Consider the following 16,746-nt stretch of genomic DNA (forward strand, 5'->3'; position numbering starts at 1 on the left):
AGACTTGGGGGCCGTATGACGAGCACGGCAAGGACGGCGGCCCCGCGCGGCGGACCGCTCACCGGGGTACGGGTCGTCGAACTCGCGGGCATCGGCCCCGGCCCGTTCGCGGCGATGCTGCTGGGCGACCTCGGCGCCGACGTCGTCCGGATCGACCGCCCCGGCGGCCCCGGACTGCACATCGACCCCGCCTACGACGTCACCAACCGCAACAAACGCTCCGTCATCGTCGACCTCAAGACGCCCGCCGGACCGGCCGCCGTCCTCGACCTCGCCGAGCGCGCCGACATCCTGCTGGAGGGCTACCGGCCGGGCGTCGCCGAACGCCTCGGCGTCGGCCCCCGGGACTGTCTGGCCCGCAACTCCCGCCTGGTGTACGGGCGGATGACCGGCTGGGGACAGGACGGGCCGCTCGCCGCCACCGCCGGCCACGACCTCGGCTACATCGCCGTCACCGGCGCCCTCGCCCTCACCGGCCCTGCCGACGGCCCGCCCTGCGCCCCCGCCAACCTCCTCGGCGACTACGCGGGCGGCGCCCTGTACCTGGCCGTCGGCGTGCTCGCCGCCCTGCACCACGTCCGCGCCGGCGGCCCCGGCCAGGTCGTCGACGCCGCGATCGTCGACGGCACCGCCCATCTGACCGCCATGCTGCACGGCATGCTCGCGGCCGGCGGCTGGCAGGACCGCCGCGAGGCCAACCTCCTCGACGGAGGCGCCCCGTTCTACGGCACGTACCCCACCTCCGACGGCGGGCACATGGCCGTCGGCGCCCTGGAGCCGCCCTTCTGGGCCGAGTTCACCCGGCGCCTGGGCATCGCGCACCTGGCGGGGCTGCGCGCGGACCCCGCCCGCTGGGCCGAGCTGCGCGCCGCCGTCGCCGAACGGTTCGCCCGGCGCACCAGGGCCGAGTGGACGGAGGTCTTCGCGGACAGCGACGCGTGCGTGGCGCCCGTACTGACCCTGCGCGAGGCCCCCGGCCACCCGCACCTCGCCGCACGCGGCACCTTCGTCGAGACCGCCGGCATCACCCAGCCCGCCCCCGCCCCGAGGTTCTCCGCGACCCCCGCGGCACCGCTCCGCCCGCCCGCGCGGCCCGGCGCCCACAGCGCCGAGGTCGCCCGTGACTGGGGCGTCCCCCGACTCGACCCGTCGTCCGCCGAACCCCCGAAAGGCACGAGAACGTGACCACCGAAGCGACCCCCGAAGCGTATGTGTACGAGGCGATCCGCACCCCGCGCGGGCGCGGCAAGGCCCACGGCTCGCTGCACGGCACCAAACCCGTCGACCTCGTCGTCGGCCTCATCGGCGAACTCCGCCGCCGCCTGCCCGGCCTCGACCCCGCCGCCGTCGACGACATCGTCCTCGGCGTGGTCAGCCCCATCGGCGAGCAGGGCTCCGACATCGCCCGGATCGCCGCGATCGCGGCCGGACTGCCGGACACCGTGGCCGGCGTACAGGAGAACCGCTTCTGCGCCTCGGGCCTCGAAGCCGTCAACCTCGCCGCCGCCAAGGTGCGTTCGGGCTGGGAGGACCTGGTGCTCGCCGGCGGCGTCGAGTCGATGTCCCGGGTGCCCATGGGCTCCGACGGCGGCGCCTGGTTCGGCGACCCCATGACCAACCTCGCCACCGGCTTCGTCCCCCAGGGCGTCAGCGCCGACCTCATCGCCACCCTCGGCGGCTTCACCCGCGCCGACGTCGACGCCTTCGCCGCCCGCTCCCAGGAACGCGCCGCCACCGCGCAGAAGGAAGGCCGCTTCGAGCGCTCCGTGGTGCCCGTGTACGACCGCAACGGACTGCTCGTCCTCGACCGCGACGAACACCTGCGGCCCGGCACCACCGTCGAGGCCCTCGCGGCCCTCAAGCCCTCCTTCGCGGAGATCGGCGAGGCCGCCGGCTTCGACGCCGTCGCCCTGCAGAAGTACCACTGGCTGGAGCGCATCGACCACGTCCACCACGCCGGCAACTCCTCCGGCATCGTCGACGGCGCCGCCCTCGTCGCCATCGGCAACCGTGGGACCGGCGAGCGCCACGGACTCGTCCCGCGCGCCCGCATCGTCTCCGCCGCCGTCTCCGGCTCCGAGCCCACCATCATGCTCACCGGCCCCGCGCCCGCCTCCCGCAAGGCCCTCGCCAAGGCCGGACTGACCATCGACGACATCGACCTGATCGAGATGAACGAGGCGTTCGCCGCCGCCGTACTGCGCTTCGCCGCCGACATGGGCATCGGCCTGGAGAAGATCAACGTCAACGGCGGCGCCATCGCGCTCGGCCATCCGCTGGGCGCCACCGGGGCGATGCTGCTCGGCACGGTCATCGACGAACTGGAACGCCAGGACAAGCGGTACGGGCTGATCACCCTGTGCGTCGGCGGCGGCATGGGCGTCGCCACCGTCGTCGAACGCCTCTGACCCCCGCGCCATGACCGCCCCCGCCCCGCGCCCCGACCCGATCTGGAGACCCCCGACCATGAGCGACAGCGTCATCCGCTGGGAGCAGGACGGCGACGGCGTCGTCACCCTCGTCCTCGACGACCCCGCCCAGTCCGCCAACACCATGAACCGCGCCTTCCAGCAGGCGCTCCACGCCACCGCCGACCGCCTGGAGGCCGAACGGGACTCGGTGCGCGGCGTCATCGTCACCTCCGCGAAGAAGACCTTCTTCGCCGGCGGCGACCTGCGCGACCTCATCGCCGTCACCCCCGAGGACGCCCAGGCGGTCTTCGACGCCGGCCTGGCCGTCAAGCGCGACCTGCGGCGCATCGAGACCCTCGGCGTGCCCGTCGTCGCCGCCGTCAACGGCTCGGCCCTCGGCGGCGGTTACGAGATCGCCCTCGCCTGCCACCACCGCGTGGCCCTGGACGTGCCCGGCTCGCGGATCGGCCTGCCCGAGGTCACCCTCGGCCTGCTGCCCGGCAGCGGGGGAGTGGTGCGTACGGTCCGGCTGCTCGGCATCGCCGACGCCCTGCTGAAGGTACTGATCCAGGGCACCCAGTACGAGCCGCGGCGGGCCCTGGACGCCGGACTGGTCCACGAGCTCGCCACGAGCCCCGAGGAACTCCTCGCCAAGGCCCGCGCGTTCATCGCCGCCCACCCCGAATCCCACCAGCCCTGGGACGAGAAGGGCTACAAGCTCCCCGGCGGGACGCCGTCGAGCCCGCGCCTGGCCGCCGAACTGCCCGCCTACCCCGCCACCCTGCGCAAGCAGACCGCGGGCGCCCCCTACCCGGCCCCCCGCAACATCCTGGCCGCCGCCGTCGAGGGCGCGCAGGTCGACTTCGAGACCGCGCAGGTCGTCGAGGCGCGCTACTTCACCGAACTGGTCTGCGGACAGACCGCGAAGAACATGATCCAGGCGTTCTTCTTCGACCTCCAGGCCGTCAACACCGGCCGCAGCCGACCGTCCGGCGTCGAACCGCGCACCGTACGCAGGGCCGCCGTCCTCGGCGCGGGCATGATGGGCGCCGGCATCGCCCACGTCTGCGCCAAGGCGGGCATCGAGGTCGTCCTGAAGGACGTCACCCTCGACAACGCCCGCAAGGGCAAGGAGCACTCCCGCAAGCTGCTCGACGCGGCCGTCGGCAAGGGCCGGATGACCGAGCAGCGACGCGAGGAGATCCTCGCCCGCATCACCCCGACCGCCGACGCCGCCGACGTGGCCGGCTGCGACGCCGTCATCGAGGCCGTCTTCGAGGACCCCGCCCTCAAGCGGAAGGTGTTCCAGGAGGTCCAGCACCTCGTCGCCCCCGACGCGCTGCTGTGCTCCAACACCTCCACCCTGCCGATCACCTCGCTCGCCGAAGGCGTCGAGCGGCCCGCCGACTTCGTGGGCCTGCACTTCTTCTCGCCCGTGGACCGGATGCCGCTCGTCGAGATCGTCAAGGGGGCCCGCAGCGGCGAGGCGGCCCTCGCCCGCGCCTTCGACCTCGTCCGGCAGATCCGCAAGACCCCCGTCGTCGTCAACGACTCGCGCGGCTTCTTCACCTCCCGCGTCATCGGCCGCTTCCTCAACGAGGGCGTCGCGATGATCGGGGAGGGCGTGCCGGCCGCGACCGTCGAGCAGGCCGCCGCCCAGGCCGGGTACCCCGCCAAGGTGCTTTCCCTCATGGACGAGTTGACGCTCACCCTGGCCCGCAGGATCCGCGAGGAGACCCGGCGCGGCGTCGAGCAGGCCGGCGGCACCTGGACGCCGCACCCCGCCGACGCGGTCATCGACCGGATGGTCGACGAGTTCGGACGGCCGGGCCGCAGCGGCGGCGCCGGATTCTACGACTACGCCGACGGCAGGCGGACGGGCCTGTGGCCGGGCCTGGCCGAGCACTTCGGCTGCCCGGACGCCCCCGCGGTCCCCTTGCGGGACCTGCGGGAGCGGATGCTTTTCGCCGAAGCCCTCGATACCGTGCGGTGCCTGGACGAGAACGTCCTCACTTCGGTCGCGGACGCCAATATCGGATCGATCCTGGGCATCGGCTTCCCCGGGTGGGCCGGCGGCGCCCTGCAGTACATCAACGGCTACGAGGGCGGGCTCGCGGGCTTCGTGGCCCGGGCGCACGAGCTGCGGGCGGCCTACGGCGAGCGGTTCACGCCCCCGGAGTCGCTGGTGGCCAGGGCCGCGAAGGGCGAGGTCTTCCGGGACTGAAGCACGACCGAGGCACGACTGAGGCACGACCGAAGGACCCGGCCCCCGGGGCGGGTGCGGTCGCGGACGGCCGGGTGCCGGCCGGGAGAGCGAGGAGGTGGCGGTGGAGACACGGTCGAAGACGGTGGCGGAAGCGGCGCAGGCGAGGGAGGGAGGCGCCGGGGAACCGGCCCTGACCGTCGACGAGTTGGCGGCCCGCGCCGGGGTGACCGTGCGCACCGTGCGCTTCTACGGCACGCGCGGACTGCTGCCGCCGCCCGAGCTCGGCCCCCGCCGGGTCGGCCGCTACGGGCCGGGCCACCTCGCCCGCCTCGCCCTCATCGAGGAACTGCAGCACCAGGGGCTGACCCTGGCCGCCATCGAACGCTATCTGAGCCGGCTGCCCGCCGGCCTGAGCCCGCACGACCTGGCCATCCACCGGGCCCTGGTGGCCTCCTGGATGCCGGACGAGGCCGAGGAGATGCCCCGCGCGCAGCTGGAGCGGCGGGCCGGGCGGCCCCTGACCGAGGAGGACCTCGGCCGGCTCGCCGCGATGAACGTCGTCGAACCCGACCCCGACGGCCGGGGCGGCGGCGCCGCCTTCCGCGTCGACCCCGCGCTGCTGGGCCTGGGGCTGCAACTGCTGGACGTGCCCGTCGCGTTGGAGACCATCCTCAAGGCGCGCACCGTGCTGATCGACCACTCCTGCGCGGCCGCCCGCGAGCTGAGCCGCCTCTTCCGCGAGGAGGTGTGCCGGGCCGTCGAAGGCGAGGCGGCCGCGATGAAGTCGCTGTCGCGGCACATGCAGCCGCTCGTCGTGCAGGCCCTGGTCACCGCCTTCCAGCGGTCCCTGACCCAGGAACTGCGGGCGGCGTACGCGCAGTAGGGAAGTGCCCCGGCCCGGCCGCGGCCGCGCCGGGGCACCCCGGAAGGAAGAACTCAGTGGCCGTGGTGGCCCGCCAGCGCCGACTGGATCTTCTTCCAGGACTTGGGCTCCTTGACCACCGGCGCCGCCAGGCCGTGCGCCCGGCTGCCCGCCGCCTGCGCGCCGCCCGGCCCCACGGCCGGCTTGGCGGTGGTGAACAGCCAGGTGTCGAAGAGCGCGCCCAGCTTCTTGCCCGAGACCTTCTCCGCGAACGCCACGAAGTCCTCGATCGAGGCGTTGCCGTAGCGGTGCTGCTCCGGCCACTGCTTGAGGATCGTGAAGAACGCCTGGTCGCCCACGGTGGTGCGCAGGGCCTGGATGGCCGCCGCGCCCCGGTTGTAGACCGCGCCGTCGAACTGCCGGTCGGCGCCCGGGTCGCCCGGCTTCACCTTCCAGAAGGGGCTGTCCGCCGGCTGGGAGTAGACGTAGTCGGCGAGCTGCTGGGCGGTGCCCTCGCCCTCCTTCTCCGACCACAGCCACTGCGCGTACGTCGCGAAGCCCTCGTTCAGCCAGATGTCCCGCCAGTTGTTCACCGACACATAGTCGCCGAACCACTGGTGCGCGAGCTCGTGCACGACCACCGAGGTGTTCGCGCCGTTCGCGAACTGCGCCGGGCTGTAGAACGGGCGGGTCTGGGTCTCCAGCGCGTAGTGGGAGTTCACGTTCGGCACGTAACCGCCCAGCGCGGTGAACGGGTACGGGCCGAAGACGCTGCTCTCCCAGTCGACGATCTCGGCGGTGCGCTCGATGCTCGCCTTCGCCGGGGCGTAGTTGTCGCCCAGGTCCTTGCTGTAGGCGCTGATGACCGGCAGGCCGCCCGCCGTCCGGTCCTCGGTGATGTCGAACTTGCCGATGGCGAGGGTGGTCAGATAGCTCGCCTGCGGCTTGGTGGAGCGCCAGTTGTAGCGGGTCCAGCCGAACCGGGAGGTCTTGGAGGCGAGGACGCCGTTGCTGATCGCCTGCACGTCGTCCGGCACGGAGACGGAGATGTCGTACGTGGCCTTGTCGCGCGGGTGGTCGTTGCTGGGGAACCACCAGGCCGCCCCCTCCGGCTCCTGGGCCGCCACCGCCCCGTCGGGGGTGCGCGTCCAGCCGGTGAAGCCGTTCACCTTCACCTGCGAGGGGGTGCCGCTGTAGCGGACCACCACGCTGATGGACTTGCCCTTCTCCAGCGGCGTCTGCGGGGTGATCTCCAGCTCGTGGGTGCCGGACCGGCCGACCGCCGCCTTCTTGCCGTTGACCAGGACCTCGCTGACGTCGAGGAGGAAGTCGAGGTTGAAGCGGGACAGATCCTGGGTCGTGGTGGCCAGCAGGGTCGCCGTGCCCTCCAACCGGTCCGTCTTCGGCTGGTACTTCAGCCGCAGGTCGTAGTGGGACACGCTGTATCCGCCGTTGCCCGCTTCGGGGTAGTACGGGTCCCCGATGCCCGGCGCGCCCGGGGTGGGGCCGGCGGCCGAGGCCGGGATCGCCAGCAGCAGGACGGCCGCGGCGGCGCTGGGGACGATGAATCTGTGACGCACGAGCCACTCCAACTCGTAGGAGGAGAACGGTGAACCGCAGCCTATGAACTCACCGGGGGAGAGGTCATGTCCATGGTGCGTACCGACATGTGATCGACACGAGCGCGTCACCATCGGTCGCTGTCACTCTCTTGTTTCCCTGCTTTCTCTCTTCTACAGGGGGAGTTGACTCCGCTACGGTCCCCGCGTGCCGAAGCGAGCGGGCCGTACCCGCATACCCTGGACCGCGTCCGTCCTGGCGGCTCTCGCCGCCCTGCTGGCCGTCCTGGCCGCGCCGCCCGGCGCGGCCTCGGCCGCTCCCGCCGTGCGCGGCGAGAGCAGACCCGTCTACTCCTACGAGCGCGCGATCCGCGAAACCGTGTGGGTCGACACCGGAATCGAGCACTCCGCCCCGGAGGGCGAGGACCGCGCCGTACGCGTCGCCGTCGACATCGTCCGCCCCCGCGAAGCGGCCGAGTCCGGACGGCGGGTGCCCGTCATCATGGACGCGAGCCCGTACTACTCCTGCTGCGGACGCGGCAACGAGAGCCAGAAGAAGACCTACGACGAGCACGGCCGGCCCGTGCAGTTCCCGCTGTTCTACGACAACTACTTCGTGCCGCGCGGCTACGCGGTCGCCCTCGTCGACCTCGCCGGCACCAACCGCTCCGACGGCTGCGTCGATGTCGGCGGACGCTTCGACATCCGCTCCGCGAAGGCCGTCGTCGACTGGCTGGGCGGCCGGGCCCGCGGCTACTCCTCCCGCACCGGCCCGCAGACCGCCACCGCCGACTGGACCACCGGCGCCGTCGGCATGATCGGCAAGAGCTGGGACGGCACCATCGCCAACGGCGTCGCCGCCACCGGCGTCGAGGGCCTGCGGACCATCGTGCCGATCGGGGCCATCAGCTCCTGGTACGACTACTACTTCGCGCAGGGCGCCGCCCTCTACGACGGCGGCCCCGACAGCCTCGCCCGCTACGTCCAGAGCCCCGAGGCACAGACGAACTGCCAGGACGTGCAGGCCGAACTCGCCGACGGCGCACCGCGCGACGGCAACTGGACGGACCTGTGGCAGGAACGCGACTACGTGCGCGCCGCCGGCCGCGTGCGCGCGAGCGTCTTCGCCGTCCACGGCATGCAGGACCTCAACGTCCGTACCCAGCACCTCGGTCAGTGGTGGGACGCGCTGGCCCGCAACGGCGTCGAGCGCAAGATCTGGCTGACGACGGCCGGGCACGTCGACCCCTTCGACGTCCGCCGCGAGGCATGGGTGAGCACCCTGCACCACTGGTTCGACCACTACCTCCTCGGCTACGACAACGGCATCGAGCGGGCACCCATGGCCGACATCGAACGGGCCCCCGACCAGTGGTCCACCGACCCCCTCTGGCCGCCGCGCTCCACCGCCGCGACCGCCCTGCACCCCGCCCCCGGCAGCGGGGACGGCCCCGGCCGGCTCGGCACGCGGCCCGCCCCGGCCGGCAGCAGCGACTCCTTCACCGACGACCCGGCGACCGGCGAGAGCGACTGGGCCGCGAGCGCCGACCGGCGCACACCCGCCAAGGCCGCGTTCACCACCGTCCCGCTCGCCCGCGACCTGAGACTGTCCGGTTCCTCCCGCGTGCGGCTGACCGTCACCCCCTCCACCACCTCCGCGCACCTGACGGCCGTCCTCGTCGACCTCGGCCCGGCCGTCATCCGCGACTACGGGGCCAAGGGAGAGGGCATCACCACCCTGACCGAGCGCACCTGCTGGGGCAGCAGCACCCCCGGCGACAGCGCCTGCTACCGGCGTACCGTCGCCGACACCGCCCGGGTGGACCGCACCGTCTTCAGCCGCGGCTGGGCCGACCTCGGCCACTGGGCCGGACTCGACGAGCAGCAGCCCCTCGTCCCCGGCCGCCCCTACACCCTCACCCTCGGCCTCGCCGCCACCGACCACGTCGTGCCGGCCGGCCACCGGCTCGCCCTGATCGTCGCCGGCACGGACGCCGGACTCCTCGAACCCGCCGACACCACACCCCGCTTGACCGTCGACCTCAGCCGTACCACCGCCGAACTCCCGCTCGTGGGCGGCCCGGCCGCCTTCGCCCGCGCCACCGCCGGGGGCCGCCCCGCGGCCCCGGACGGCGGCGGCCGTACGGTCCGTACCCCCACCGCGCTCGTCCACCTGCCCTGACCCCGCCGCGCCGGTCCCGCCCGCGCGGCGGGACCGGCGCCGGAATCCGATTGCCGTCCGCCGCCGCCCGCCGGTTAAGGTCGACGGGTTATGAGCGCCACCCTCGTCGCGAAGGACCTCGCCGCCGGCCACGGCGAGCGCACCCTCTTCTCCGGGCTCGACCTCGTCGTCGCCCCCGGTGACGTCATCGGACTCGTCGGCGCCAACGGCGCCGGCAAGTCCACGCTGCTGCGCCTCCTCGCGGGCCTGGAGACGCCCGCCGAGGGCGGACTGCGGCTCAGCCCGGCCACCGCGACCGTCGGCCACCTGCCGCAGGAGCCCGAACGCCGCCCCGGCGAGAGCGTCTTCGCCTTCCTCGCCCGCCGCACCGGCGTCGCCGCCGCCCAGCAGGCCCTCGACACCGCCACCGAGGCCCTCGTCGCGGGCGCCCCCGGCGCGGACGACGCCTACGCGACAAGCCTGGAGCGCTGGCTCGACCTCGGCGGCGCCGACCTGGAGGAACGCGCCACCGAGGTCACCGCCTCCCTCGGCCTGGCCATCGGCCTCGACCGGCCCATGACCGCGCTCTCCGGCGGCCAGGCCGCCCGCGCCGGCCTCGCCTCCCTGCTGCTCAGCCGCTACGACGTCTTCCTCCTCGACGAGCCCACCAACGACCTCGACCTCGACGGCCTGGAGCGGCTGGAGCGCTTCGTGACCGGACTGCGCGCCGGCACCGTCCTCGTCAGCCACGACCGCGAGTTCCTCACCCGCACCGTCACCAAGGTCCTCGAACTCGACCTCGCCCAGCGGCAGATCAACCTCTACGGCGGCGGCTACACCTCCTACCTGGAGGAGCGCGCCCGCGCCCGGCGGCACGCCCGCGAGGCGTACGAGGAGTACGCGCAGACCCGGGCCGGCCTGCAGGAGCGCGCCCGCACCCAGCGCAACTGGATGGAACACGGCGTGCGCAACGCCCGCCGCAAGGCCACCGACAACGACAAGACCGGCCGCAGGCACCGCGCCGAGACCACCGAGAAGCAGGCCGCCAAGGCCCGGCAGACCGAGCGGCTCATCGAGCGCCTGGAGGTCGTGGAGGAGCCCCGCAAGGAGTGGGAGCTGCGTATGAGCATCGCCGCCGCCCCCCGCTCCGGCGCCGTCGTCGCCACCCTCAGCGGCGCCCGCCTGCGGCGCGGCTCCTTCGCCTTCGGCCCCGCCGACCTGCGGATCGACTGGGCCGACCGCGTCGCGATCACCGGCGCCAACGGCTCCGGCAAGTCCACCCTCCTCGCCGCGCTGCTGGGCCGGCTGCCGCTGGACGCCGGCTCCGCCGCGCTCGGGCCCGGCGTCGTCGTCGGCGAGGTCGACCAGGCCCGGGGACTGTTCCTGGGCCCCGACCCGCTGCTCGACGCCTTCGGGGCCGCCACCCCGGAGCTCGCGCCCGCCGAGGTCCGTACCCTCCTGGCGAAATTCGGCCTCACCGCCGATCACGTCCTGCGGCCCGCCGTGACCCTCTCCCCGGGCGAACGCACCCGCGCCGCCCTCGCCCTGCTGCAGGCCCGCGGGGTCAATCTGCTCGTCCTGGACGAGCCCACCAACCACCTCGACCTGCCCGCCATCGAACAGCTCGAATCCGCACTGGCCTCCTACACCGGCACCCTGCTGCTCGTCACCCACGACCGCCGCATGCTCGACGCCGTGCACACCACCCGCCGTATCGAGGTCGAAGGCGGCCGCGTCACCGAGCGGTGAGCCGCACCGCCCTCCGCCGCCCGGCCGGAACCCCTTCTCGTACGGGTGAATGGCTGTCCGAAAACAACCCCAGTTGAAGGCCAAACCTTTCTCAAGCGGGCGCCATCGGACGATCCCCTTCCGGTAGCGGTTCCCCCGTGGCGTCCCGCGCAGGACAATGGGAATCACGGTGCCCGCGCCCCGAGAGGCGCCTGTTCGATTTACGGAACGTTGGGCTCGGCATACGAACCCGGGGGCGCGGACCGGCGTCTGTGGGTGCGGACGTGCGAAGACGAAGAGCGTCCGCACCACCGACGTCGAATTGAGGCGTATCCATGTCCCCGACCCGTCCCGACCCCACGCCCGTCCCACCGGGCCCGCCGGCGGGGAAGGCGCTCTACGGCAGCGCACCTCCCGCACCCGCGCGCACCCTGCTCGACGTACTCGACGCCACCGCGCAGCGGTACCCGGACGCCCCCGCCGTCGACACCGGCACCGAGATCCTCAGCTACCGCGAGCTGCTCGCCGCCGTCGCCGTCCGCGCCGAGCGGCTGCGCGCCGCCGGCATCGGCCCCGGCGACCGGGTCGGCATCCGCGTCCCCTCCGGCACCGCCGAGCTCTACCTCGGCGTGCTCGCCACGCTGCGCAGCGGAGCCGCCTACGTCCCCGTCGACGCCGACGACCCCGACGAGCGCGCCGCCACCGTCTTCGGCGAGGCCGCCGTCTGCGCGGTCCTCACCGCGGACGGCACCCTCGCCCCCGGACCGTCCGCACCCCTCGGCCACCTGGAGCCGCCCCGGCCCGTCCTGCCCGAGGACGACGCCTGGATCATCTTCACCTCCGGCTCCACCGGCGCCCCCAAGGGCGTCGCCGTCACCCACCGCAGCGCCGCCGCCTTCGTCGACGCCGAGGCCCGCCTCTTCCTGCGGGAACGGCCCCTCGCCCCCGGCGACCGGGTCCTGGCCGGCCTGTCCGTCGCCTTCGACGCCTCCTGCGAGGAGATGTGGCTGGCCTGGCGGCACGGCGCCTGCCTGGTGCCCGCCCCCCGCGCCCTGGTCCGCGCCGGCCACGAGCTCGGCCCCTGGCTCGTCGAGCGCGGCATCACCGTCGTCTCCACCGTCCCCACCCTCGCCGCGCTGTGGCCCGCCGACTGCCTGGACCGCGTCCGGCTGCTGATCGTCGGCGGCGAGGCCTGCCCCGCCGAACTCGTCGACCGCTTCGCCGTCCACGGCCGCGAGATGTGGAACACCTACGGCCCCACCGAGACCACCGTCGTCGCCTGCGCCGCCCGCATGCTCCCCGGCCGCACCGTGCGCATCGGCCTGCCCCTGGACGGCTGGGAACTCGCCGTCGTCGACGAGGCCGGGCAGCCCGTCCCGCACGGCGCCGAGGGCGAACTCGTCGTCGCCGGCGCCGGAGTCGCCCGCTACCTCGACCCCGTCAAGGACGCCGAACGCTTCCGGCCCTGCGCCGCCCTCAACACCGGGCGCGCCTACCGCACCGGCGACCTGGTGCGCGCCGACCCCGAGGGCCTGGTCTTCGCCGGCCGCGCCGACGACCAGATCAAGCTCGGCGGCCGGCGCATCGAACTCGGCGAGATCGACGCCGCGCTCTCGGCCCTGCCCGGAGTACGCGGCGCCGCCGCGGCCGTCCGCACCACCCCCGCCGGCGGACAGCTCCTCGTCGGCTACGTCGTCCCCGCCGCCGACTACCACCGCGCCGACGCCAGAGCCCAGCTCGTCGAACGGCTGCCCGCCGCCCTCGTGCCCGTCCTCGCCGAAGTCGACGACCTGCCCACCCGCACCTCCGGCAAGGTCGACCGCAACGCCCTGCCCTGGCCGCTGCCCGCCGCGCAGACCGCCGCCAGCCCCGACGCCGCCCACGCCCTGCACGGCACCGCCGGCCGGCTCGCCGCCCTGTGGGAGCAACTGCTGGGCACCCGGCCCACCTCCGACTCCGACTTCGTCACCATGGGCGGCACCAGCCTCACCGCCGCCCGCATGGCCTCCGCCCTGCGCAAGGACCACCCCGGCGTCTCCGTCGCCGGCCTGTACCGGCACCCCGTGCTGCGCGACATGGCCGACCACATCGACAGCCTCGACGGCCACCACCCGCAGGACCACCCCGTCCGCCGCGAGGTCCGCCCGGTGCGCCGCCGCACCGGCGCCGCCCAGATCCTCGTGCAGTGCGCGCTCTTCGGCGTCACCGGACTGCGCGGCCTCGTCGGCCTCGCCGCCGCCGACAACGTCCTGGGCCTGCTGATGCCCGAGAGCTGGGCCCCGCACACCTCCTGGTGGCTGGTCGCCGTCGGCTGGTTCGTCCTCTTCAGCGCGCCCGCCCGGTTCGCCATCGGCGCCGCCGCCGCCCGGCTCCTCACCCGCGGCATCACCCCCGGCAGCCATCCGCGCGGCGGCCGCGTCCACCTGCGGCTGTGGGCCGCCGAACGCGCCGTCGCCGCCTTCGGCGTCCCCGCCCTCATCGGCACCCCCTGGGCCGCCTGGTACGCGCGCGCCCTCGGCTGCGAGGTCGGCCGCGGCGTCGCCCTGCACACCATGCCGCCCGTCACGGGCCTGGCCCAGTTCGGCGACGGCAGCAGCATCGAGCCCGAGGCCGACATCGCCGGCTGGTGGCTGGACGGCGAGACCCTGCGCGTCGGCAGCATCCGCATCGGCTCCGGCGCCCGCGTCGCCCACCGCACCATGCTCATGCCCGGCGCCTCCCTCGGCCCCGACGCCGAACTCGCCCCCGGCGCCTGCCTCGACGGCCACGTGCCCTCCGGGCAGACCTGGGAAGGCTCCCCGGCCCGCCACGCCCCCACCGCCCGGCGCGGCGAGCCGGACGCCCCCGCCGACCTGGCCGCCGCCCGCCGCCGGCACGGCAGCCACGCCCGCCACGACCGCGGACCGCTGCGCTGGCGCCTGGCCTACGCCGCCTCCCTCCTCGGACTGCCGCTGCTGCCGCTCCTGGCCGCCGTACCCTCCCTGGTCGGCGTCTACCACCTCGTCAAGGGCGTGCCCACGCTCGGCTCCGTCGCCTTCATGGTCCTGGGCGCCGCACCGCTGCTCGCCCTCGCCACCACCGCCTGCTGGATCCTGCTCCTCGCCGGCGTCGTACGGCTCCTCGGCCGCGGCATCACCCCCGGCGACCACCCCGCCGACGGCGGCGTCGCCTGGCGCGCCTGGCTCGTCACCCGGCTCCTCGACGGCGCCCGCACCAGCCTCTTCCCGCTGTACGCGAGCCTGGCCACCCCCGTGTGGCTGCGCCTGCTCGGCGCCCGCGTCGGCCGCCGCGCCGAGATCTCCACGGTGCTGCCCCTGCCGTCGCTGCTCACCGTCGACGACGGCGCCTTCCTCGCCGACGACACCCTCGCCGCCCCCTACGAGCTGCGCCACGGCCGGATGCGGCTGGGCACGGCCCGCGTGGGCCGGCGGGCCTTCCTCGGCAACTCCGGCATCGTCGGCCCCGGCCGCGCCGTGCCCGACCACGCGCTGATCGGCGTGCTCAGCGACGCCCCCGAGCACAGCGAGCCCGGCACCTCCTGGCTCGGCCGGCCCGCGATGCCGCTGCCGCGCGTGGCGACCGTCGCCGACGCCGGACGCACCTTCGAGCCGCCGCGTCGGCTGATGCTGGCCCGCGCCGCCGTCGAGGCCTGCCGGATCCTGCCGCTGATCTGCGGCTTCCTGCTCGCCGAAGCCGTGCTGCTGGCCCAGCAGGACGCCCTCGACGCCGGCGGCCTGTGGCTCGCCGCCGCCGTGGGCGCCCCGCTGCTGCTGGGCGCGGCCGTGGTCGCCGGACTGACCGCCACCGCCGCCAAGTGGCTGCTCATGGGCCGCTTCAAGACCGGCGAGCACCCGCTGTGGTCCTCGTTCGTGTGGCGCAACGAGCTCTACGACACCTTCGTCGAGTCCTTCGCCGTGCCGTGGATGGCCGGGCCCTTCACCGGCACCCCGGTCCTCAACTGGTGGCTGCGCAGCCTGGGCGTGCGCGTCGGCCGCGGCGTGTGGTGCGACACCCACTGGCTGCCCGAGACCGACCTGATCACCCTCGGCGACGGCGTGAGCGTCAACCGCGGCTGCGTCCTGCAGACCCACCTGTTCCACGACCGGATCATGCGCATGGACACCGTGCACCTCGCCGAGGGCGCCACCCTCGGCCCCCACGGCATCGTCCTGCCCGGCACCACCGTCGGCGCCCACACCTCCATCGCGCCCTCGTCGCTCGTCATGCGCGGCGAGAGCGTCCCGGCCGGCACCCGCTGGGCCGGCAATCCCATCGCCGGCCAGCGCCCGGCCCCCGTCCAGGGGCAGGCCGAGCACGAGCACGCCGCGTGAGGGGGCGGCCGAAGTGACGTTCCGGAACCGGTTCTGCTGCAGCCGGCGCGCGCTTCTGACGGCCGCCGCCGTCCTGCCCATGACCGCCGCCACGGCCCTGTCCGGCCGTGGCGGCGGCCGGGCCCCGGCCCGTGACACGCCCGCCGCCGCCCGCCGCCGCTACTTCCCGCGCCACGGCTCGTACGGCCACCGCACCCTCTCCTACGACCTGCGGCTCGACTACGACCCCGGCGAGGGACGGCTCGACGGGCACGCCCGTATCCAGGCCGTCGCCGCCGAGCACACCCGCCGCGTCGAACTCGACCTCGCGGGGCTCACCGTGCACGCAGCCGAGGTCGACGGCCGCCCCGTGGCCGTGCACCGCCGCGACGGCAAGGTCTTCCTCACCACCGGGGAACCCCTCGCCCCCGCACAGCCCTTCGTCGCCGACATCCGCTACGGCGGCAGCCCCGGCCCCCTGCGGACCCCCTTCGGGCCCATCGGCTGGGACCGCACCGGCGACGGCCACGACGGCACCCTCGTCGCCTCCCAGCCCGTCGGCGCCCCCTCCTGGTTCCCCTGCAACGACCGGCCCGACGACAAGGCCGCCTACACCTTCGAGGTCCGGGTGCCGCGCGGCCACCACGTCCTCGCCAACGGCACGCTGCACGGCCGGGAGGAACACGACGACGGCACCGTCGGCTGGACCTACCACCACCCCGGCCCCATGGCCACCTACCTCGCCGCCGTCTACACCGGCCGCTTCGCCCACGAGACCCAGACCATCGAGGCCAGCCCCGGCGGATCGCCCGTCCCGCTGCGCAACGCCTATCCCGCGCACCTCGCCGCGGCCGCCCGGCACGACCTCGCGCGGCAACCGGAGATCCTGCGGGCCTTCACCGGCCTCTTCGGTCCGTACCCCTTCGAGTCCTACGGCGCCGTCGTCGTCGACGCGGAGCTCGGCGCACCCGTGGAGAACCAGACCCTGTCCGTCTTCGGCAGCAACCACATGGACGGCAACCGCAGTTGGGAGACGCTCGTCGCCCACGAGATCGCCCACCAGTGGTACGGCAACAGCGTCGGCCTCACCGACTGGCAGCACATCTGGCTCAACGAGGGCTTCGCGACGTACGCGGAGTGGCTGTGGTCCGAGCACATCGGCGAGGACGACGCGGACACCCTCGCCCGGGAAGCCTGGCGCGAACTCTCCGGCCGCCGGCAGAACCTGCGCATCGCCGACCCCGGCCGGCGCCACCTCTTCGACGACCGCATCTACGTGCGCGGCGCCTGCACCCTGCACGCGCTGCGGCTCGCGGTGGGCGACGAATCGTTCTTCCGGCTGCTGCGCAGCTGGCACGACACCCACCGCGGCGGCAGCGCGGACACCCGGACGTTCTTCACGCACGCCGAACACACCGCGGGCCGCCGCCTGCAGGACCTGCTGCACCCGTGGCTCTTCGACAAACGCCTGCCGGAATTCCCGGCGAGCACCTGACGGGCGCGGGGTGC

General features: G+C 74.4%; 9 protein-coding genes. 8 read left to right on the forward strand and 1 reads right to left on the reverse strand.

What is annotated here, in order from left to right; all coding sequences use genetic code 11:
* The first annotated feature begins 15 nt into the window (after positions 1-15).
* The 4 genes from ACFP1Z_RS04015 to ACFP1Z_RS04030 all read left to right on the forward strand — a co-directional run bounded on the left by ACFP1Z_RS04015 (position 16) and on the right by ACFP1Z_RS04030 (position 5,500).
* The gene (locus ACFP1Z_RS04015; protein WP_390314436.1) at positions 16-1,185 is read left to right on the forward strand and encodes a CaiB/BaiF CoA transferase family protein; all 1,170 of its coding nucleotides are present in this window, start codon (positions 16-18) and stop codon (positions 1,183-1,185) included.
* Positions 1,182-2,408 (forward strand): acetyl-CoA C-acetyltransferase, encoded by a 1,227-nt coding sequence (locus ACFP1Z_RS04020; protein ID WP_390314437.1) that lies wholly within the window; start codon positions 1,182-1,184, stop codon positions 2,406-2,408. The genes ACFP1Z_RS04015 and ACFP1Z_RS04020 overlap by 4 nt, the downstream gene beginning before the upstream one ends.
* Before the next feature lie 58 nt (positions 2,409-2,466).
* Complete coding sequence (locus ACFP1Z_RS04025) at positions 2,467-4,635, forward strand: 3-hydroxyacyl-CoA dehydrogenase NAD-binding domain-containing protein (protein ID WP_390314438.1); 2,169 nt, start codon at positions 2,467-2,469, stop codon at positions 4,633-4,635.
* A 103-nt stretch (positions 4,636-4,738) separates the two neighbouring features.
* A complete protein-coding gene (locus tag ACFP1Z_RS04030; RefSeq protein WP_390314439.1) occupies positions 4,739-5,500 on the forward strand; it encodes a MerR family transcriptional regulator in 762 nt (253 codons plus the stop codon).
* Positions 5,501-5,553: 53 nt separating this feature from the next.
* Here ACFP1Z_RS04030 and ACFP1Z_RS04035 read toward each other — a convergent pair whose 3' ends face one another.
* Positions 5,554-7,059 (reverse strand): M1 family metallopeptidase, encoded by a 1,506-nt coding sequence (locus ACFP1Z_RS04035; RefSeq protein WP_390314440.1) that lies wholly within the window; start codon positions 7,057-7,059, stop codon positions 5,554-5,556.
* A gap of 187 nt (positions 7,060-7,246) precedes the next feature.
* Here ACFP1Z_RS04035 and ACFP1Z_RS04040 point away from each other — a divergent pair, with 187 nt between their 5' ends.
* The 4 genes from ACFP1Z_RS04040 to ACFP1Z_RS04055 all read left to right on the forward strand — a co-directional run bounded on the left by ACFP1Z_RS04040 (position 7,247) and on the right by ACFP1Z_RS04055 (position 16,732).
* Entirely contained in the window at positions 7,247-9,220 is a 1,974-nt protein-coding gene (locus tag ACFP1Z_RS04040; protein ID WP_390314441.1) for a Xaa-Pro dipeptidyl-peptidase, read from the forward strand.
* A gap of 90 nt (positions 9,221-9,310) precedes the next feature.
* Complete coding sequence (locus tag ACFP1Z_RS04045; protein ID WP_390314442.1) at positions 9,311-10,948, forward strand: ABC-F family ATP-binding cassette domain-containing protein; 1,638 nt, start codon at positions 9,311-9,313, stop codon at positions 10,946-10,948.
* A gap of 314 nt (positions 10,949-11,262) precedes the next feature.
* Positions 11,263-15,258 carry a Pls/PosA family non-ribosomal peptide synthetase gene (locus tag ACFP1Z_RS04050; RefSeq protein ID WP_390314443.1) on the forward strand — a complete coding sequence of 1,332 codons (3,996 nt, stop codon included), beginning with the start codon at positions 11,263-11,265 and terminating at the stop codon, positions 15,256-15,258.
* 79 nt (positions 15,259-15,337) lie between these two features.
* Positions 15,338-16,732, forward strand: coding sequence for a M1 family metallopeptidase (locus ACFP1Z_RS04055; protein WP_390314444.1), 1,395 nt, complete (start codon positions 15,338-15,340; stop codon positions 16,730-16,732).
* Positions 16,733-16,746 lie beyond the last annotated feature (14 nt).

This window comes from Streptomyces gamaensis (assembly GCF_042656465.1).
Lineage (GTDB): Bacteria > Actinomycetota > Actinomycetes > Streptomycetales > Streptomycetaceae > Streptomyces > Streptomyces gamaensis.

What these genes read in the sequence shown, in the direction of transcription:
- ACFP1Z_RS04015 (WP_390314436.1), top strand. Translation starts at nt 16, where the DNA reads ATGACGAGCACGGCAAGGACGGCGGCCCCGCGCGGCGGACCGCTCACC.
- ACFP1Z_RS04025 (WP_390314438.1), top strand. Translation starts at nt 2,467, where the DNA reads ATGAGCGACAGCGTCATCCGCTGGGAGCAGGACGGCGACGGCGTCGTC.
- ACFP1Z_RS04045 (WP_390314442.1), top strand. Translation starts at nt 9,311, where the DNA reads ATGAGCGCCACCCTCGTCGCGAAGGACCTCGCCGCCGGCCACGGCGAG.
- ACFP1Z_RS04050 (WP_390314443.1), top strand. Translation starts at nt 11,263, where the DNA reads ATGTCCCCGACCCGTCCCGACCCCACGCCCGTCCCACCGGGCCCGCCG.
- ACFP1Z_RS04055 (WP_390314444.1), top strand. Translation starts at nt 15,338, where the DNA reads ATGACCGCCGCCACGGCCCTGTCCGGCCGTGGCGGCGGCCGGGCCCCG.